This is a genomic window from Listeria valentina (genome assembly GCF_011800755.1).
Classification (GTDB): Bacteria; Bacillota; Bacilli; order Lactobacillales; family Listeriaceae; genus Listeria; species Listeria valentina.
The window spans coordinates 58,267-76,922 of record NZ_JAATJW010000002.1 but is presented as its reverse complement, the minus strand read 5'-3'; the positions used below and the strand labels follow the sequence as shown (position 1 = coordinate 76,922).

Annotated in this window: 16 protein-coding genes and 1 pseudogene; 16 read left to right on the top strand and 1 reads right to left on the bottom strand. The window is 43.4% G+C overall.

The window, feature by feature from the left end; all coding sequences use genetic code 11:
• The first annotated feature begins 20 nt into the window (after window positions 1–20).
• From pyrR to HCK02_RS00905, 11 genes are all read left to right on the top strand, one after another.
• Window positions 21–569 (top strand): bifunctional pyr operon transcriptional regulator/uracil phosphoribosyltransferase PyrR, encoded by a 549-nt coding sequence (gene pyrR, locus HCK02_RS00955; RefSeq protein WP_167628231.1) that lies wholly within the window; start codon window positions 21–23, stop codon window positions 567–569.
• 155 nt (window positions 570–724) lie between these two features.
• Window positions 725–2,011 carry a solute carrier family 23 protein gene (locus tag HCK02_RS00950; RefSeq protein WP_167628229.1) on the top strand — a complete coding sequence of 429 codons (1,287 nt, stop codon included), beginning with the start codon at window positions 725–727 and terminating at the stop codon, window positions 2,009–2,011.
• Window positions 2,012–2,091: 80 nt separating this feature from the next.
• Window positions 2,092–3,009: an aspartate carbamoyltransferase catalytic subunit gene (locus HCK02_RS00945; RefSeq protein WP_167628227.1), complete on the top strand. Its 918-nt coding sequence runs from the start codon at window positions 2,092–2,094 to the stop codon at window positions 3,007–3,009.
• Entirely contained in the window at window positions 2,996–4,273 is a 1,278-nt protein-coding gene (locus HCK02_RS00940) for a dihydroorotase (protein ID WP_167628225.1), read from the top strand. Before HCK02_RS00945 ends, HCK02_RS00940 begins: the two co-directional genes overlap by 14 nt.
• Entirely contained in the window at window positions 4,270–5,370 is a 1,101-nt protein-coding gene (locus HCK02_RS00935; protein ID WP_167628223.1) for a carbamoyl phosphate synthase small subunit, read from the top strand. The genes HCK02_RS00940 and HCK02_RS00935 overlap by 4 nt, the downstream gene beginning before the upstream one ends.
• On the top strand, window positions 5,363–8,548 hold the full coding sequence (carB, locus tag HCK02_RS00930) for a carbamoyl-phosphate synthase large subunit (protein ID WP_167628221.1): 3,186 nt from the start codon (window positions 5,363–5,365) through the stop codon (window positions 8,546–8,548). The genes HCK02_RS00935 and carB overlap by 8 nt, the downstream gene beginning before the upstream one ends.
• A gap of 26 nt (window positions 8,549–8,574) precedes the next feature.
• Window positions 8,575–9,336, top strand: coding sequence for a dihydroorotate dehydrogenase electron transfer subunit (locus HCK02_RS00925; protein WP_167628219.1), 762 nt, complete (start codon window positions 8,575–8,577; stop codon window positions 9,334–9,336).
• On the top strand, window positions 9,333–10,253 hold the full coding sequence (locus HCK02_RS00920) for a dihydroorotate dehydrogenase (protein ID WP_167628217.1): 921 nt from the start codon (window positions 9,333–9,335) through the stop codon (window positions 10,251–10,253). Before HCK02_RS00925 ends, HCK02_RS00920 begins: the two co-directional genes overlap by 4 nt.
• A complete protein-coding gene (gene pyrF / locus HCK02_RS00915) occupies window positions 10,246–10,950 on the top strand; it encodes an orotidine-5'-phosphate decarboxylase (RefSeq protein WP_281348862.1) in 705 nt (234 codons plus the stop codon). The genes HCK02_RS00920 and pyrF overlap by 8 nt, the downstream gene beginning before the upstream one ends.
• Window positions 10,947–11,573 carry an orotate phosphoribosyltransferase gene (gene pyrE / locus HCK02_RS00910; protein WP_167628213.1) on the top strand — a complete coding sequence of 209 codons (627 nt, stop codon included), beginning with the start codon at window positions 10,947–10,949 and terminating at the stop codon, window positions 11,571–11,573. Before pyrF ends, pyrE begins: the two co-directional genes overlap by 4 nt.
• A 111-nt stretch (window positions 11,574–11,684) precedes the next feature.
• The gene (locus HCK02_RS00905) at window positions 11,685–13,214 is read left to right on the top strand and encodes a polysaccharide pyruvyl transferase family protein (RefSeq protein WP_167628211.1); all 1,530 of its coding nucleotides are present in this window, start codon (window positions 11,685–11,687) and stop codon (window positions 13,212–13,214) included.
• Between the two features lie 39 nt (window positions 13,215–13,253).
• Here the strand turns inward: HCK02_RS00905 and HCK02_RS00900 are convergent, their stop codons facing one another.
• Window positions 13,254–14,132: a mechanosensitive ion channel family protein gene (locus HCK02_RS00900; protein WP_208970420.1), complete on the bottom strand. Its 879-nt coding sequence runs from the start codon at window positions 14,130–14,132 to the stop codon at window positions 13,254–13,256.
• 307 nt (window positions 14,133–14,439) lie between these two features.
• Between HCK02_RS00900 and HCK02_RS00895 the strand changes: the two genes are divergently transcribed.
• The 5 genes and pseudogenes from HCK02_RS00895 (at window position 14,440) to HCK02_RS00875 (ending at window position 18,607) form a co-directional block, all read left to right on the top strand.
• Window positions 14,440–14,931: a PTS sugar transporter subunit IIA gene (locus HCK02_RS00895; protein ID WP_167628209.1), complete on the top strand. Its 492-nt coding sequence runs from the start codon at window positions 14,440–14,442 to the stop codon at window positions 14,929–14,931.
• Window positions 14,932–14,972: 41 nt separating this feature from the next.
• A pseudogene (locus HCK02_RS00890) lies at window positions 14,973–15,804 on the top strand (PRD domain-containing protein).
• A gap of 25 nt (window positions 15,805–15,829) precedes the next feature.
• The gene (locus HCK02_RS00885; protein ID WP_167628208.1) at window positions 15,830–16,306 is read left to right on the top strand and encodes a PTS transporter subunit EIIC; all 477 of its coding nucleotides are present in this window, start codon (window positions 15,830–15,832) and stop codon (window positions 16,304–16,306) included.
• A 30-nt stretch (window positions 16,307–16,336) separates the two neighbouring features.
• Window positions 16,337–17,785, top strand: coding sequence for a PTS transporter subunit EIIC (locus HCK02_RS00880; RefSeq protein WP_167628206.1), 1,449 nt, complete (start codon window positions 16,337–16,339; stop codon window positions 17,783–17,785).
• Window positions 17,786–17,914: 129 nt separating this feature from the next.
• Entirely contained in the window at window positions 17,915–18,607 is a 693-nt protein-coding gene (locus HCK02_RS00875; RefSeq protein ID WP_167628205.1) for a copper homeostasis protein CutC, read from the top strand.
• Window positions 18,608–18,656 lie beyond the last annotated feature (49 nt).

The following is an 18,656-nucleotide window of genomic DNA, read 5'->3' as shown; positions in this document are numbered from 1 at the left end:
TATCTAAGAGGAGGTTCCTGATGACTAATCAAGTTGTTGTGATGGACGGAGCAGCGATTACGCGAGCACTTACGCGAGTGAGCTATGAAATTCTTGAACGAAATAAGGGCGTTCAGAATTTAGCGATCATCGGAATTAAGACTCGTGGGATTTACCTAGCGAAACGAATTAAAGATCGGATTGATTCAATTGAAGGGACAGACGTACCAATTGGAAGTGTTGACATCGCACTTTACCGAGATGATCTGAGCTTCAAAAATGAAACAACAAAAGAGCCATCCGTAAATGGTTCAGAAATTCCTTTTTCACTTGAAGGAAAACGTGTTGTGCTGGTTGACGATGTACTTTACACTGGCAGAACAGTGCGTGCCGCAATGGACGCGCTGATGGATATTGGCAGACCAGACCAAATCAGTTTGGCAGTTCTAGCTGACCGCGGACATCGGGAGTTACCGATACGAGCAGATTTTGTCGGCAAAAACGTCCCTACTTCCAAAGGGGAACGCATCGAAGTCCACTTGGAAGAAGTCGACGGAACAGAAGATGCTGTCTTTATCTTAAAACCATAAAAATTGTATAACAACACTTTTTAATTGCAGTCCAGAGAGGCTAGCGAAGAGTGCATCCGTTTTTCAAAGAAAGCTTAGCTTACTTTTCTTTGGGGGATTTATAAACTCTTCGCAAATCATTGCGAAGAGTTTTTTTGTAGAGGGGAGAATTTATAATGACAGAACAGCAAAACACAGCTGCAAAACCAGTACTAGATATTCATGAAAAACCGGCTTTACATCGCTGGATTATTTTAAGCATTCAACATCTTTTCACGATGTTTGGCTCCACGATTTTTGTACCAAGCGTAACAGGGATGAGCCCAGGGGTGGCACTTGTTTCAAGCGGACTTGGAACCCTTGCTTACTTACTCATCACGCGTGGGAAGATTCCTGCTTATTTAGGCTCATCGTTTGCCTTTATTCAGCCGCTTACGATGTTCATCATGGAAGAACATTCACCAGGCTCCGTTATGGTCGGAACTTTCTCGGTTGGGGTCGTTTACGCCATTGTTTCTTTGATTGTTTATTACGCAGGCGTTGACTGGATCCAAAAAGTCTTACCACCAGTCGTAGTAGGCCCAGTGATCATGGTTATCGGGCTTAGCTTAGCGCCAAGTGCAGCTAACATGGCGATGGGAACAAGTGCAAACATGGCAGACTATAGTTTTCGCTCAGTCGCGGTCGCATTAATCACACTTGCAGCAGCCATTATCGCGATGATCTTTTTCAAAGGATTTCTTGGACTTGTTCCGATTCTTTTCGGCTTTTTCGTTGGTTACATTGCGAGTATCCCGTTCGGACTTGTTGATTTCACGCTCGTTAAACAAGCGAGTTTGTTCCAAATTCCAGACTTCACGATTCCGTTTCTAGATGCTGATCCAGTTGTGACTTTAACTGTCATTATCAGTATGGCGCCACTTGCTTTTGTCACAATGGCTGAGCACATGGGGCACCAACTCGTTTTAAATAAAATAACCAATCGTAACTTCTTTAAAGATCCGGGCTTACACCGCTCACTACTTGGAGACGGAACCGCATCGATTATCGCTTCTCTTGTAGGTGGTCCCCCAGTTACAACTTATGGGGAAAACATCGGCGTGCTTGCGATTACACGTGTCTACAGCGTGTTCGTAATCGGCGGTGCCGCAGTATTTGCGATTTTGTTCGGCTTTATCGGCTACATCAATGCAGTCATTACTTCCGTGCCACAAGCAGTGCTTGGCGGAATTTCCTTCTTACTCTTCGGAGTTATCGCATCAAGCGGGCTTCGAATGATGATCGACAATAAAATTGATTTAAACATCAATCGTAACTTAATTATTACATCCGTTGTTCTTGTTATCGGAATCGGCGGCTTCTTCGTTCAAATCAATTCAGTGAAAATCACTGGAATGGCGATGGCAGCAGTCGTTGGGATCATTCTCAACTTGATTATTCCTGAGAAAAAGAACGCGGAGTGACTCATAAGGCCTCTTTTAGACCCTCTAAAAGAGGCGTTTTACTAACTAAAATAAAATTCTGTAGAAAGCTGGGATGCCAAATGAAACGTTTAGTATCAATGGAGGAATTGTCACTTTTAGAAATCGAAAACCTTCTTACACGTGCCGCTGCCTTTAAAAACGGAGAAGAAGCAGCTATTAGTGCTGGTCACTTTGTCGTCAATATGTTTTTTGAACCAAGTACAAGAACACACTACAGCTTCGAAGTTGCCGAACGAAAATTAGGCTTGGAAGTCTTAAGCTTTGAAGCGAGTGAATCCAGTGTGACAAAAGGCGAGACCCTTTATGATACGCTTCTCACGATGCAAGCACTTGGTGTTGAAGCGGCTGTTGTAAGGCATCCCGATGAAAAATTCTACGACGAGTTAAACAAATTAGAGATCGCAATTATTAGCGGGGGAGACGGTTGTGGCGAGCACCCTAGCCAGTGTTTACTAGACTTGTTTACGATCAAGGAACAGTTTGGAAGCTTTAAAGGCTTAAAAGTAGCCATCGCAGGAGATATTTTGCACAGCCGCGTAGCAAATTCCAACATGAAAGTGCTCAAACGACTCGGTGCAGAAATTTTTTTTGCAGGACCAAAAGAATGGTTTGATGAAGAAGCGCTCGCGTTTGGCACTTATTTAACCATGGATGAAGCAGCTGAACAAGTAGATGTGATGATGCTCCTCCGAGTTCAGCACGAACGACATCAAAACGGAGCTTCGGGTTTTCAAAAAGAAGACTATCATGAACGCTTTGGCTTAACCGAAAAACGCGCAGCGAAGCTTAAACCTGAAGCGATTATCATGCACCCAAGTCCAGTCAATCGAGATGTGGAAATCGTGGATTCGCTTGTGGAATCGAAGCAATCGCGGATTGTAGAACAAATGACAAATGGTGTTTTTGTAAGAATGGCCATTCTAGAAACCGTATTAAACGGCAATCAAAAAGGAGCGGGAAAACATGTATTTAATTAAAAACGGACAAATTTTAACCGAAACTGGTGAGCAAATTCAGCAAGACATTTTAGTAGAAGATGGGAAAATCGTCAAAATTGCTGCAAATATTGATAAGTCAGATGTGGACTATTTCGATGCCGCTGGAAGACTTATTACGCCCGGGTTTATTGATGTACATGTTCATTTGCGTGAGCCAGGTGGCGAACATAAAGAAACGATTGAAACGGGAACTAAGGCAGCTGCAAAAGGAGGCTATACAACGATTTGCGCGATGCCAAATACGAAACCAGTTCCGGACTCCCCAGAAATCATGGCCGAACTTGTTGAGCGGATTCAAGAAAAGGCAAGGGTGCGAGTTCTCCCTTATGCCTCGATTACGAAAGCACTTGGAACAGAAGAACTGGTCGATTTTCGAGGCTTAAAAGAAGCAGGAGCTTTTGCATTTACAGATGATGGGGTTGGCGTTCAGCTAGCGGGAACCATGTATGAAGCTATGCTTGAAGCGGCTAAACTAGATATGGCAGTCGTTGCCCACTGTGAAGATAACTCTCTAGTTTATGGCGGTGTCGTTCATGACGGTTCTTTTGCAAAAAGTGAAGGCTTAAAAGGAATTCCAAATATCGCAGAATCCGTCCAAATTGCGCGCGATGTACTCCTAGCAGAGGCGGCCAACTGTCATTATCACGTTTGCCACATCTCTACGAAAGAATCCGTTCGCGTCGTGCGTGATGCGAAACGAGCAGGAATTCGCGTTACAGCAGAAGTTTCACCGCATCACTTACTACTAAATGAGGAAGATATTCCGGGCAATATCGGGAACTGGAAAATGAATCCACCGCTACGAAGCAAGACCGACCAAGACGCTTTGATTGAAGGCCTCGAAGACGGAACGATTGATTTCATCGCTACCGATCACGCGCCTCACGCAGTCGCAGAAAAAGACGTTCCTATGCAAGAAGCAGCGTTTGGCATTGTTGGATTAGAAACGGCTTTTCCGCTTCTTTATACGCACTTTGTGAAAAAAGGCAAGTGGACGCTAAAACAACTAGTTGACTGGATGACGATCAAGCCAGCAAAAGCGTTCAAGTTACCATTCGGAGAATTAAAAATAGGTGATGCAGCCGATTTAACCGTGCTTGATCTGAAAACCGAACAAGCCATTGATCCTAGTCAATTTGCATCCAAAGGAAAAAACACGCCATTTACAGGCGTCAAATGTGTAGGCTATCCAGTACTCACACTATTTGAAGGAAAAGTCGTTTATAAGGGGGAAGTTAAATGAAAAAACGAATTTTACTACTCGAAGATGGGACACACTTCATCGGCGATGCTATCGGAGCGGACAAAGAAACCATCGGAGAAGTGGTCTTTAATACAGGGATGACCGGTTACCAGGAAACCATCACGGACCCCTCTTACTACGGACAAATGATTACCTTTACGTATCCGCTTGTCGGAAACTACGGGATTAACCGAGATGATTTTGAATCCATTCAACCGGTCGTAAAAGGCGTAATCGTTCGAGAAGCGGCAGAAAATCCCTCCAATTGGCGCGAACAAATGACGCTCGATGAATTCTTAAAAGAAAAAGATGTGCCTGGGATATCAGGAATTGATACCCGCAAATTAACAAAGATGATTCGACAAGAAGGGACGCTTAAAGGTCTTCTTGCTCCTTACGAAAACGAGACAAATAAAGAAAACTTGCTTCACCATTTGCGTTCCGTTCGATTAAGCACGAATCAAGTAGCCGAAGTTTCCTCTTCGAAACCCTTTATCAGCCCGGGTGAAGGAAAACGCGTTGTGCTCGTTGATTTCGGAGTTAAAGGCTCCATCTTAAAAGAACTCAATAAACGTAACTGTCACGTTACCGTTGTTCCTTACAACACAAGTGCTGCAGAGATCTTGAATCTTCATCCAGATGGCGTCATGCTTTCAAACGGACCTGGAGACCCGAAAGACGTGCCAGAAGCCATCGAAATGGTGAAAGGTATCCAAGGCATCGTTCCGCTTTTTGGCATCTGCTTGGGGCATCAACTCTTCGCACTTGCTAACGGAGCAGATACCTTCAAAATGAAATTTGGACACCGCGGAGCAAACCATCCAGTGAAAGAACTTACAAGCGGACGTGTCGACTTTACTGCGCAAAATCATGGCTATTCAGTGAGCGCTGACTCAGTTCAAAATAGCGATCTTGTCGTGACGCATGTCGAATTAAATGATGGGACGATCGAAGGACTCGCGCATGCTGAATTCCCGGCTTATACCGTGCAGTATCATCCAGAAGCAAATCCGGGACCAAGTGATGTGAACTACTTATTTGATCAATTTATGGAAATGATGGATTTAGAACGGGAAGGACGGGTGGATCATGCCTAAAAGAACAGATATTGAAACAATTCTTGTTATCGGATCGGGACCAATCGTGATTGGTCAAGCCGCAGAATTTGACTATGCTGGCACGCAAGCTTGCTTAAGTTTAAAAGAAGAAGGATACCGCGTTGTTCTTGTCAACTCGAACCCAGCAACGATTATGACTGATGCAGAAATGGCAGATAAAGTTTACATCGAACCCATCACGCTCGATTTTGTTTCACGGATCATTCGAAAAGAACGACCTTCCGCTATTTTACCAACGCTAGGCGGTCAAACGGGACTCAACATGGCGATGGAACTAGCGCGAGCAGGGATTTTAGAAGAAATGAATGTTGAAGTCCTTGGAACGGATCTAAGAGCCATTCAAAAAGCGGAAGATCGCGAAGAATTTCGTAATTTAATGAATGAACTCGCAGAACCAGTACCAGAAAGTGAAATTATCCATTCGCTTGAAGAAGCGCATCAATTTGTAGCGGAAATCGGTTACCCCGTAATTGTTCGCCCTGCCTATACACTTGGCGGCTCTGGCGGCGGGATTTGTCATAACGAGGCAGAACTCGAAGAAATTGTCGCTAGTGGCTTAAAACTTAGCCCCGTGACACAGTGTTTACTTGAACGAAGCATCGCAGGCTTTAAAGAAATCGAATATGAAGTGATGCGTGATGCAAATGATAATGCGATGGTGGTCTGCAACATGGAAAATATCGACCCAGTCGGAGTCCATACAGGCGATTCGATCGTTGTCGCACCAAGCCAAACTCTTTCAGATAGAGAATATCAAATGCTGCGTGACGTCTCGCTTCGAATCATTCGCGCACTCGAAATTGAAGGCGGCTGTAACGTCCAGCTCGCACTCGATCCGAACAGTTATGATTATTACGTAATCGAAGTGAATCCACGGGTGAGTAGAAGCTCGGCGCTTGCTTCTAAAGCAACGGGGTATCCGATTGCGAAACTAGCAGCGAAAATTGCAGTGGGACTTACGCTAGATGAAATCAAAAATCCCGTCACTGGGACAACGTATGCACACTTTGAACCCGCACTCGATTACGTCGTTGCAAAAATCCCTCGCTTCCCATTCGATAAATTCGAGTCTGGAGACCGGCGCCTTGGTACTCAAATGAAAGCGACCGGAGAAGTGATGGCGATTGGACGAAACTGGGAGGAAGCACTCTTAAAAGCCGTTCGCTCACTTGAAATCGGCTGTGACCATTTGTACCTTGAAGAAGCGGAACAAGCAACAGACGAAGTGCGCGACCGCAAAATCCGCTTCCCTGAGGATGACCGCTTATTTTTCCTAGCAGCAGCCTTACGGAAGGGAGAAAGTGTCGAAAGCTTACATGAAAAAACAAAAATTGACCTCTTTTTCTTGCATAGCTTCGAAAAAATCATCAAGATGGAAAGCTTATTCCAAGAACAAAGAGGTGAGGCTAGCACACTTTATGAAGCGAAGCGCCTCGGCTTTTCCGACGCCTTTCTTGCCCGTCTTTTAGAAAAAAACGAAGACGACATCTATCAAAAACGTAAGCAAGAAGGAATTTGGCCGGTCTTCAAAATGGTGGATACTTGTGCCGCCGAGTTTGAATCTAGCACACCTTACTTCTACAGCAGCTATGAAGAAGAAAATGAATCGCTGCGCTCAGAAAAAGAAAGTGTCATCGTGCTCGGCTCAGGACCCATCCGGATTGGACAAGGCGTTGAATTCGACTATGCGACCGTTCACTCCGTGTGGGCAATCCAGCAAGCCGGTTATGAAGCCATCATCATCAATAATAATCCAGAAACCGTTTCAACGGATTTCTCGATTTCCGATAAACTATACTTTGAACCGCTCACGCTGGAAGATGTCATGCATGTGATTGAACTCGAACAGCCACGCGGTGTCATCGTCCAATTTGGTGGACAAACTGCGATTAACCTTGCAGAAGGCCTCGAAGCGCGCGGCGTTAAAATCCTTGGAACAAGCCTAAAAGACATTGACCGCGCGGAAAATCGTGATGAATTTGAAAAAGCCTTATTCGAACTAAAAATTCCACAACCGGCCGGAAAAACCGCAACCTCTGTAGATGGCGCCATCCAAGTCGCAACGGAAATTGGCTATCCCGTCCTTGTGCGTCCATCTTACGTTCTTGGCGGTCGTGCCATGGAAATTGTCGAATCGGAAGAAGGCTTGCGGTACTATATGGATCACGCCGTGAAAGTCAATCCGAAACATCCTGTTCTTGTGGACCGCTATCTTCAAGGGCAAGAAGTCGAAGTCGATGCCATTTGTGACGGCAAAGAAGTGCTCATCCCCGGCATCATGGAACACATTGAACGGGCGGGCGTCCATTCAGGGGATTCGATCGCCGTTTACCCAGCGCAAAGTCTAAGTGAGGCAGTGAAAAAAACGATTGCCGATTATACGACAAGGCTTGCTAAAGGACTTGGCATCATCGGGATGCTCAACATTCAGTACATCATTAGTGGTGAAGAAGTCTTTGTGATTGAAGTCAATCCGCGTTCAAGTCGGACAGCGCCATTCTTGAGCAAAATCACAGACATTCCAATGGCCAATGTGGCAACCAAAGTGATTCTTGGTCAGACACTTCAAGAACTTGGATATGACGCAGGTTTGGCCAAAGAAAAATCCGAGATTTTCGTCAAAGTGCCGGTCTTTTCATTCGCTAAGTTGCGCAGCGTTGACACGTCACTCGGCCCAGAAATGAAGTCAACCGGAGAAGTGATGGGGAAAGACGCGACGCTTGAAAAGGCACTCTATAAAGGCTTTGTCGCAAGTGGTACTAAAATGCCAGATTACGGGACGGTTCTCCTCACTGTAGCAGACCGCGACAAAGAAGAAGCAATCAAACTTGCGGAGCGCTTTAATAAAATCGGCTTTACGATTATGGCGACGTCTGGAACAGCAAAATCGCTCGAAGATGCAGAAATTCCCGTTCAAGCCGTGAAAAAAATTGGGGAAAATCACGAAACATTGATCGACTATATCCGCAATGGACAAATCACGCTCGTTGTAAACACGATGACAAGCGGGAAACGGAAGGAACGCGATGGCTTCCAAATTCGGCGGGAATCGGTCGAAAATGGGGTAGCAGTTTGTACCTCGCTTGATACAGCTGAAGCGATCTTGCGTGTCCTTGAATCGCGTTCGTTCGAGATTGAAGCGATAGAATCTGTTTAAAATAAGCAGGAAACGGTGGTTTTGAAATGAAGCTAGAAAAAATGCGTGTAATCAGTCAAAAAGAAATTGCGGATCAGGTTTTTGAACTCGTGCTTGAAGGTGACGCTGTTGCTGAGATGACGCCAGGTCAGTTTTTGATGGTTCGCTCTAACCGAAGCGACTTGCTTTTACGGCGACCGATCAGCATTGCTTCTTACGAAAAAGAAAAAAAACTTTGTACACTGATTTACCGGGCGCTCGGAGATGGCACAAAAGCCATGTCCGAGCTTCAAGCAGGAGAGTTCGCCGACGTGATTGGACCTCTTGGACACGGTTTTCCACTTGAATCCCTTGCCGGTGAAGAAGTGCTTCTCATTGGAGGGGGAATTGGCGTTCCGCCGCTGTATCAGCTGGGAAAAGAGCTTGCAAAAATCGGTGCGAAGCCCATTTTCATCAATGGTTTTGAATCCAAAAAAGATATTTTTCTTGAAACAAGAATGGGGGCACTCGGCGAAGTTTATATCAGCACAGTTGATGGTTCCTACGGTACGAAAGGCTTTGTAACGGACGTGACAAAGCGACTCGCCAAACAACCAGCTCGCATCTATAGTTGCGGCCCACTTGCGATGCTTAAAGCAGTTAAAGCCGCCTTTCCAGAAACGAAAACCTTTCTTTCGCTAGAGGAGCGCATGGCTTGTGGAATTGGTGCTTGCTATGCTTGCGTTTGTTCAGCAGAAGATGAAACTAAACAGCAGTTCAAAATTTGTACAGATGGTCCGGTTTTCCGGGCGGATGAGGTGAGATTATGAACCGATTAGCAGTCGAACTACCCGGACTCCACCTTAAAAATCCCATCATGCCCGCATCGGGCTGCTTCGGTTTTGGGCGTGAGTACGCGGAACTATTTGATTTAAATGAACTTGGAGCCATCATGATTAAGGCTTGTACGCCAGAACCAAGGCTTGGCAATCCAACGCCAAGAATTGCGGAAACACCAAGTGGGATGCTAAACGCCATCGGGCTGCAAAATCCTGGACTTCATCGCATTATGGAAGCCGAACTCCCGTTTCTTGAAAAATTTGACACGCCTATTATCGCCAATGTCGCGGGAAAAACGGAAGAAGATTACGTCGAAGTATGTGCCAGAATCGGTGACAGCCCAGTTGTAAAAGCAATTGAACTCAACATTTCTTGTCCCAATGTCAAAGAAGGAGGCATTACTTTTGGAACCGATCCAGATGTGGCGCACCGCTTAACAAAAGCGGTCAAACAAGTTGCCAAAGTGCCCGTCTATGTGAAGCTGAGCCCAAACGTCACCGATATTGTGGCGATTGCGCAAGCGATTGAAGCGGCAGGTGCGGATGGATTTACGATGATCAATACGCTGCTTGGCATGCGGATCGATTTAAAAACACGCAAGCCCATCATCGCGAATCAAACAGGCGGTTTATCGGGTCCTGCTATTAAACCTGTTTCGATTCGTATGATTCATCAAGTGCGAAGCGTTTCTACCTTGCCAATCATTGGAATGGGTGGCGTGCAAACGGTCGATGATGTTTTGGAATTTTTGATGGCTGGTGCGGATGCAGTCGCAGTCGGAACGCTTAACTTTACGGATCCATTTATTTGTCCAAAGTTAATCGATGCGCTGCCAAAACGAATGGACGAACTCGGAATTGAAAAATTAACTGACCTGAAAAAGGAGCGAAAGAATCATGATAGATAAGCCGATTATCGCTTTGGATTTTCCAAATGCAAGTGAAGCCGAAGCGTTCCTAAAGTCTTTTGGAAAGGAGTCTCTCGCTCTTAAAATCGGGATGGAACTCTTTTTTTCAGAAGGACCAGAATTTGTTTTGAAATTAAAAGAAGCGGGTCACTTTATCTTTCTCGACTTGAAGCTTCATGATATTCCCAACACTGTAAAAAGTGCGATGCGTTCACTGGCAAAGCTTGGTGTTGACCTTGTGAACGTCCACGCAGCAGGTGGAAAGCAAATGATGATAGATGCTTTGAGTGGACTAAAAGAAGGGACACCAGCCGGGAAGTCGCGTCCTAAGTTAATTGCAGTCACACAACTAACCAGTACTAGCGAGCAAGAAATGCAACAAGAGCAGCTCATTCCTGTTTCACTAGAAGATTCAGTCTTGCACTATAGCAAACTTGCAGAAGAAGCGGGACTAGACGGAGTGGTTTGCTCGTCCTTTGAAGCAAAACGTATTAAAGAACAAACGAGTGATGCTTTTTTGTGTGTCACTCCGGGGATTCGTTTAGCATCTGATTCGAAAGATGATCAAAAACGCGTTGTGACACCAAAAGAAGCAAGAAATCTTCACGCAAGTGCGATCGTTGTAGGTCGCCCGATTACACGCGCAGAAAATCCAAAAGCCGCTTACGAGCGCGTATTAAAGGAGTGGGAAAGTTGATAGCAAAACAAACTGCCGAACAATTACTTAAAATTAAAGCCGTATTCTTGCAGCCAAACGATCCTTTTATATGGGCATCTGGCATTCTGTCACCGATTTATTGCGATAATCGCTTAACTCTTGGCTTTCCGAAAATCCGCAAAATGATCGCTTCAAACTTAGCTGAAAAGATCAAGCAGGATTTTCCAGATTGTGAAGTTATAGCTGGAACTGCCACTGCAGGTATCCCGCACGCAGCTTGGGTGAGCGACTTATTGAATTTGCCAATGGTTTATGTGCGCGGAGAAGCTAAAAAACATGGCAAAGGCAATCAAATTGAAGGGCCAATTCAAGCAGGACAAAAAGTTGTCGTTATTGAAGACCTCATTTCAACAGGCGGAAGTTCATTAAAAGCAGTGGATGCCTTGAAAGAAGCAGGTTGTGACGTACTTGGCATTGTCGCCATCTTCACTTACGGTTTAGAGGAAGGACGAACTCGTTTTGAAGAAGCGGGCGTGAAACTGGAAACTTTAACCGATTATGAAACTCTAATTGAAGTTGCGCGAGATGAAGGCTATGTAACGGAAGCTGATATGGCGACTTTGCGGGAATGGAAAAAAGACCCGACTGCATTTGGAAAATAAATTTCATAAAATAACTAAAAGTATTACTAGTTTTTTGATATAATGCTAGTGATACTTTTTATTTTGGGAAAAATGGAACTTAACGAATGCATGGGGACGTGACAAAAAAACATGAAAAAAATTCTGATTCGTTCAGGAATGCGGCCAACCGATGTGTTTACCGCAGAAGATATGTACTTAAGAGATCGAACAGGCTTTAACAATGGGAATTTAGCTTATCAGTATAGTATTTACCGAACGCTGTTTCAGGAGGGGACTGAACTCGTTCCGGATGGACTTTCTTCGGATCCAAACCGAGCAGCACGTTATAATGAAGAATATGATGCTTACATTATCCCGCTCGCGGATGCTTTTCGCGAAGATTTCAGACCGCAATTACGGAACTACACAGCGTTAATCAAGCGACTCAAAATTCCGGTCATCGTAACGGGCGTCGGACTTCGGGCAGACTATGAACCGAAGCTTGAACAAGGATTTTCGTTCGATGAAGACGTTAAAGTATTTGTAGCTGCTGTGCTAGAAAAGTCAGCCAAATTGGGCTTGCGCGGCCAGATCACTGCTGACTATTTGAAGCAACTTGGTTTTAAAGAACAAGTGGATTATGAAGTAATCGGCTGTCCGTCGCTCTATACCTTCGGATCAACGCTTGAAATTCGCGATTTAAATTTACAAAAAGATTCATTGGTTGCAATCAATGCTTCTCCTGTATCAAGCGAGACGGCTTTACAATTTTTAAATCAAGAAGTCATTTCAAAACATCCGAATTACTATTTCATTCCGCAACATTTAGATGAATTCCATTTGATGTTTGCGGGCGGACCAGATATCGTTAGCGACCGACCAAGCTATCCCGTTTCGATTTTAGATCGCTATTATAATGAAGGTCGCGTAAAGTATTTTACGAGCATGCCAAGTTGGTATGACTTCATGCGCCAAGCGGCATTCAGCATTGGCCCACGCTTACACGGAAATGTGATCCCAACCATCGTTGGCACGCCTAATATTTCCTTTGTTCAAGATGCGCGAATGCGCGAACTCGCTGCCTATCACAGATTGCCACACGTCACGACTGAAAAACTGGCGAATATCCAAACGCTCGATGAACTGCTTGGTCAAGTAGACTTAAAGTCCGCTGAAACGGTACAAAAGCAAAACTTTGATCGTTTCGTTGACTTCTTAGATGCCAATGAAGTGCCACATATCTATACAGAAGATAGAGACCGAAAAGAAGCGCCACTTGATGCAGAAATCGAAGCTTTGACATTTCCAGAAAGTGCCGATCCGATCACGGCTTTAACAGGAGACGCTTTATATAAGCGAATTCAAACAGCATCTAAGTTGCTTAAAGAAAGGCATCAAGTCAAAGTGGATTACGAAAATCACAGACGCGACTATCAAATCAAACAATTGACGGCTCAATTAAATCAAACCAAAAATCATTTAACGAATGAACAAAAAACCAAACAAAACTTAGAAACTAGGCTAAGTGAATCCGAACAGAAACTGACGCAAGCAAATGCGCGGCTTCAAAAACAACAAGCGGAGATTAAGCACTACCAAGGAACGCTGAATCGAAAAGCTGTTCGCGCAACACTAAAAGTAACGGATTCACTTGCTAAGCTAAAAGGATCAAACAAATAAAAAAACGGTTTTCCAAATTCATTTTGGAAAACCCTTTTTTTAAGCTTGTGCAGTTTTGACGATCGGAGTCGCAATCGGCAGATCAATTTCTGCTTGAAGGAGCGCTTCACGTATTTTTTTCAGCAAATCACGTTGAACGCCAAATTGTTCCCCGTTTACAGCTGTTCCGACGATCCGAATGACTTGATTTGTCCCGTCCGAACTTTCAACGCCAAGCACAGTCGGCATTTCGACAATATTTTTGTTGTTGTTTTTTTCTGCTTCACAAATTTGTTCGATAATTTGAATGGCTTTTTCCGTATCAGCTTTTGGGCTAATCGCGACATCGACAAGAACGCGCATGTTACCACGGGAATGGTTGCTTACGATCATAATTTGACGGTTTGGAATAAAGTGCAGTGTGCCATCAAAATCACGAACTTGTGTGGTGCGAAGACCTAAATTTTCGACGTAGCCATTGACCGTGTCGAGCGTAATGCTATCGCCGACATCAAGTTGACGCTCAAGTAGAATGAAAAAGCCTGTTACAACGTCACTTACAAGACCTTGAGCTCCAAAAGCAATCGCTAAACTTGCTACCCCGGCGCCAGCAATAATCGCGGTTACGTTGATGAAGTTTTGCAAAATCAAAATGGCAAAGACGAAAAACAAGACATAGCCATAAAAATTTAAAATCAATCCTTCAAGTGTATCAGCCCGGTTGTTTGAAACAGCAGGATTACGCCGATACTTTTTGAAAAAGCTTTTGATAATTTTAGAGCCTGCATATTTTAAAATAAAGTAGAGGATGATTAAAACGAGAATCTCGAGGCCAACGCTGATGACTTTCGAAATCACCGCATCCCAGTCAATTGATTTAAACCATTTGGTAAAGTAATTCACGCTTTCTGTCACATCCTTTGTTGTATCCTTTTCCATTTCATCCAACCTTTCTTTCTAATGAAATGTTCCTTCTTAATTCTAACAAAGCCTTTCTAGCGAGACAACCGAAATGTAGACGAAAAATAAGTTTTAAAAGACAACATCTCCGTTTCTTGCAAAAAATACTTGCTTTTTAAAAAGAAAAAAGGTAAAATAAGCGTTGCAATTAATAATATCGTTTTCATGTTACTGTTACGAACAGGCATGGAAGGTTTGAACAGACATCAGTGTCCCGTTCCATACTTTCCGTGCCTTTTTTATTATTTGTGTCACTTGTGAGAAGTAGCTTTGAGGAGGAATACGTATGTTTAAAAAAATGTTCAAAAAAGAAAAAGATGAAACCATTTACGCGCACGCGACAGGGAGCTTTGTTCCGCTTGAAGAAGTTCCAGATCCTGTTTTTAGCGGAAAAATGATGGGAGAAGGTATTGCCATCAAACCAACTGATGGAACTATTGTAGCACCTGTTGACGGTGAAATCATTCAACTTGCAGAAACAAAACATGCTTTTGGGATCCGCACAGCTTTAGGTGAAGAAATCCTTGTCCACATCGGTCTTGAAACTGTGGCATTAAAAGGAGAAGGTTTTGAAGTCCTCACAAAATTGGGGGCGAAAGTAAAAAAAGGTGAGCCACTTATTAAAGCGGATCTTGCTTACATTGAAGAAAACGCAACAAGCACGATCATTCCAATGGTTGTAACAAATAGTCCAGAAGACAAATTCGACTTTGACTGGAAACAAGTAACAGAAACAGTCGCTGGCGAAACGGAAGTCTTCGTGACGACACTTAAATAAAAATAAGACGCATTTACTTGAAAGCAAAAGAGGGAAGTTAGATGAAAATTATTCGGATCTTGAATAATAATGCAGTCGTGTTACAAGATGGCAATGAAGAAAAAATTGCTATTGGAGCTGGTATTGCATTTAATAAAAAAAAGAAATGATGTGGTAGTGGCTAATAAAATTGAAAAAATGTTTGTGATGCAAGATGAATCTGAACATTTTCAAGAGCTTCTAAAACGCATCAACGAAGAATATTTCGCCGTATCCGAGGAAATCATTTCCTATGCAGAGGCTACGCTTCCCTTTAAACTTAGTGAGCATATTCACATCTCGCTAACAGATCATTTAGCTTTCTCGATTGAACGATTAAAAGAAGGCATTATCCTTCAAAATCGTTTGTTAAATGAAATTAAAGTGCTTTACGAGCCAGAATTTAAAATCGGTCTTTGGGCGATCAATCATATCAAAGACCGGTTTGGGCTCGATATGCCAATTGATGAAGCGGCTTACATTGCCCTTCATATCCATACGGCAAAAATTGGTGCGGGCGATATCCATGAAAGTGTGAGGCAAGCATCGATCATTTCAAGCATGATTGAAGTGATCACAACTGAACTCGAGATCATGCTTTCTGGTCAGGATATTGCTTATGAACGACTGATTACGCATCTGCGTTTTGTGTTAAATCGCGTGGAGAAAAAAGAGCTCCACACGATGGATGACGAAATGCTCACAATGATCAAGAACAAGTTTGAATTTAGTTTTAATACTGCGAAGAAAGTGGCGGACTTATTAAAAAATGACTATAAGTTGCTACTTCCAGAAGCGGAATTAGGATATATTGCCCTTCATATTGAAAGATTGAGGAGCTTTTGGGAAAAATAAATTTTTTAGGAGGCATTTTAAGGTTATGGACGTATTAAAACGATTTGCAATCGGTGCGGTTTATCCGGTCATCACGCTTGTAATCATTGGGATTTTCTGGCTTGCAAATGCAGCAACAGGGATGAAAGCTATTGATTCCATTTATCAAGGACTCATTCTTATGTTTCCACTGATTGTATCCATGGGGATTGCAATTGGAATGGCAAAAGATCATAGTGGGGCCTCTGCACTCGCTGGAGCAGTTGGATGGCTCGTTTATGCAGCTGTTATTGTTTCTCTGAATTTTCCAAAAAACGGAGTCTTTTCTCCTACAGAGTTTTCTGCTAATTTCAATTTCCTAAGTGGGATTTACATGGGGATTGCAGCAGGTGTTCTTTATAACAAGTTCTACAATATTCGTCTCCCAGAATGGTTAGCATTCTTTGGTGGTCGTCGTTTTGTTCCGATCGTTACATCGGTTGTAGCTTTGTTTATCGGCACTTTTGTAGCAGCAATTTTCTAGGGAATTGGAAAGAGAAATGGAGGAAATAACATGTTAGGTGGATTACAAAAAATTGGGAAAGCCCTCATGCTACCAATTGCCGTACTTCCGGCAGCTGGCCTTTTAAACCGTCTTGGGGCGGACGACGTTTTTAATGTACCATTTATCCATTCAGGTGGAGCAGCACTATTTACATTCTTATCATTACTATTTGCAATCGGGATTTCGATTGGTCTTTCAAAAGACAACAGTGGGGCAGCTGGCTTAAACGGCGCGATTGTCTTTTTCATTTTAAACTTTGGAGTTATCGGTGTAAATACAAGCATCAACATGGGCGTTTTTGCTGGTTTCATTGCTGGACTTACAGCACCAATCCTTTATAACTATATGTACGATAAAAAAATCTTTGGGAATCAAGAATTTTTAGATGGAAAACACTTAGCTATTATTATCAATGCAGTATTGACTTTACTACTTGTGATCATTTTTGGAGCTGCTTGGCCAACCATTCAAAATGGTTTAGACGCACTTAACGGCTGGATTACAAGTGCAGGTGCATTCGGCTCTGCTATTTACGGGATTTTAAACCGTGCGCTCATTCCAACAGGTTTGCACCACGTACTGAATACGTATCTATGGTTTGGATACGGCGACTTTGTGGATGCTGCTGGACAAATGGTTCACGGAGATATCAACCGCTTCTTCGCAGGAGATCCAACAGCGGGAACATTCCAAGTTGGTTTCTTCCCAGTCATGATGTTTGGTCTTCCTGGAGCTGCCTTTGCAATGTATCTAGCAGCTAAGAAGAAAAACCGCGCAGAAGTTGGCGGAATGATGCTATCGCTTGCGGTAACAGCTTTCCTAACAGGAATCACAGAACCAATTGAATTTACATTCATGTTTATTGCACCATTCTTATATGCGATTCATGCAGTTTTAATGGGTGTATCAATGTTTGTAACCAACTTACTTGGCATTAAACTCGGCTTTACCTTTAGTGCCGGAGCGATTGACTTTGTCCTTAACTTTACAAAAGGGCACAATGCGTGGCAGCTAATTCCAATCGGACTTGTCTTTGCATTCATTTACTTCATTCTGTTCTACTTCATCATCAAAAAATTCAACTTGAAAACACCAGGTCGTGAAGATGAAACAGAAGAAAGCCTAGCCATGGAAATGCCGAACGCTGAAGTACAAGAATCTGCGGCTTCACTTGGAGCAACAGAAGCAGACCTTCCAAATGGAAAAGTCGATAAATACGAACAAATGGCACGCGGCTACCTTGGTGGACTTGGCGGGGAAGACAACCTTGTAAAAGTAGATAACTGTACAACACGACTTCGCCTGCAAGTGAAAGATGCTGACTTGATGAATGAAGCTGCACTGAAAAAATCAGGTGCACGTGGCGTTGTGAAAATTAACAAAGAAAACGTGCAAATTATTGTCGGAGCAGACGTTGAGTTTGTAGCTGATAAGATGCGCGATATTACTGGTAAATAATAAACAAATAAAACGGCAAGTGAATGGCTCCATGTTGAATGGGGCGTATCACTTGTCGTTTTTTTTACAATTGAAGCTTGAATTTTGTTTAGTTTTTCTAGATAATGAAAAAGATTGGAGTGAAGCAAAATGTTAGAAGTGATTGTAGAAAATGCAGTAGATGCTAAATTAGCTGAAAAATACGGAGCAAATCGACTCGAAGTGGTTTCGGCGATTAGCGAAGGCGGACTAACCCCAAGCTATGGCGTGTTAAAAGAAATTATCGGTGCAACAAGCTTGCCGACGATGGTAATGATTCGCCCACATAGCCATTCTTTTATATATAACGAAAGCGATGTGCGGGCGATTCAAACCGACATTGAAGTGGTGAAAAAATTAGGCGCAACAGGAATCGTGTTTGGCGCAGTAACAGAAGCCGGGAAAATCGACACAAACTTGCTCGAAAAAGTGCTTGAATGGAAGGGAGACCTGCGTTTTACATTCCACCGGGCGATTGAAGCGACAAATGACTTAGAAGAAGCTTATCGAACGTTAAAAACTTATGGCAAGAAGATTGACCAAGTCTTGACATCAGGTGGCACAAAGAGCGCAGTAGATTCGATTCCCTTGTTAAAAAACTGGATAGCGGATAGTGAAAAAAACTCGGATTCGCTTCAAATTTTAGTGGGGAGTGGCGTGACGGATCAAAATATTCACGATTTGCATGAAGCCCTCTCAAATCAAGCTTATCACGTTGGTAGCGGAGCAAGAATGGCAGGAAGCTTTGCAAGTCCTCTTGATCCTGAACGAATTGCACGCATCCAAAAGGTGATCCAGAGCTGAAACGCATATAGCTATCTCGCATTGGATAAGGTATAATGAAGCAAAGAAG

What these genes read in the sequence shown, in the direction of transcription:
- HCK02_RS00895 (WP_167628209.1), top strand. Translation starts at nt 14,440, where the DNA reads ATGTTTAAAAAAATGTTCAAAAAAGAAAAAGATGAAACCATTTACGCG.
- HCK02_RS00905 (WP_167628211.1), top strand. Translation starts at nt 11,685, where the DNA reads ATGAAAAAAATTCTGATTCGTTCAGGAATGCGGCCAACCGATGTGTTT.
- HCK02_RS00880 (WP_167628206.1), top strand. Translation starts at nt 16,337, where the DNA reads ATGTTAGGTGGATTACAAAAAATTGGGAAAGCCCTCATGCTACCAATT.
- HCK02_RS00900 (WP_208970420.1), bottom strand. Translation starts at nt 14,132, where the DNA reads ATGGAAAAGGATACAACAAAGGATGTGACAGAAAGCGTGAATTACTTT.
- HCK02_RS00945 (WP_167628227.1), top strand. Translation starts at nt 2,092, where the DNA reads ATGAAACGTTTAGTATCAATGGAGGAATTGTCACTTTTAGAAATCGAA.
- pyrR (WP_167628231.1), top strand. Translation starts at nt 21, where the DNA reads ATGACTAATCAAGTTGTTGTGATGGACGGAGCAGCGATTACGCGAGCA.
- HCK02_RS00925 (WP_167628219.1), top strand. Translation starts at nt 8,575, where the DNA reads ATGAAGCTAGAAAAAATGCGTGTAATCAGTCAAAAAGAAATTGCGGAT.
- HCK02_RS00920 (WP_167628217.1), top strand. Translation starts at nt 9,333, where the DNA reads ATGAACCGATTAGCAGTCGAACTACCCGGACTCCACCTTAAAAATCCC.
- HCK02_RS00935 (WP_167628223.1), top strand. Translation starts at nt 4,270, where the DNA reads ATGAAAAAACGAATTTTACTACTCGAAGATGGGACACACTTCATCGGC.
- HCK02_RS00940 (WP_167628225.1), top strand. Translation starts at nt 2,996, where the DNA reads ATGTATTTAATTAAAAACGGACAAATTTTAACCGAAACTGGTGAGCAA.
- carB (WP_167628221.1), top strand. Translation starts at nt 5,363, where the DNA reads ATGCCTAAAAGAACAGATATTGAAACAATTCTTGTTATCGGATCGGGA.
- HCK02_RS00950 (WP_167628229.1), top strand. Translation starts at nt 725, where the DNA reads ATGACAGAACAGCAAAACACAGCTGCAAAACCAGTACTAGATATTCAT.
- HCK02_RS00885 (WP_167628208.1), top strand. Translation starts at nt 15,830, where the DNA reads ATGGACGTATTAAAACGATTTGCAATCGGTGCGGTTTATCCGGTCATC.
- HCK02_RS00875 (WP_167628205.1), top strand. Translation starts at nt 17,915, where the DNA reads ATGTTAGAAGTGATTGTAGAAAATGCAGTAGATGCTAAATTAGCTGAA.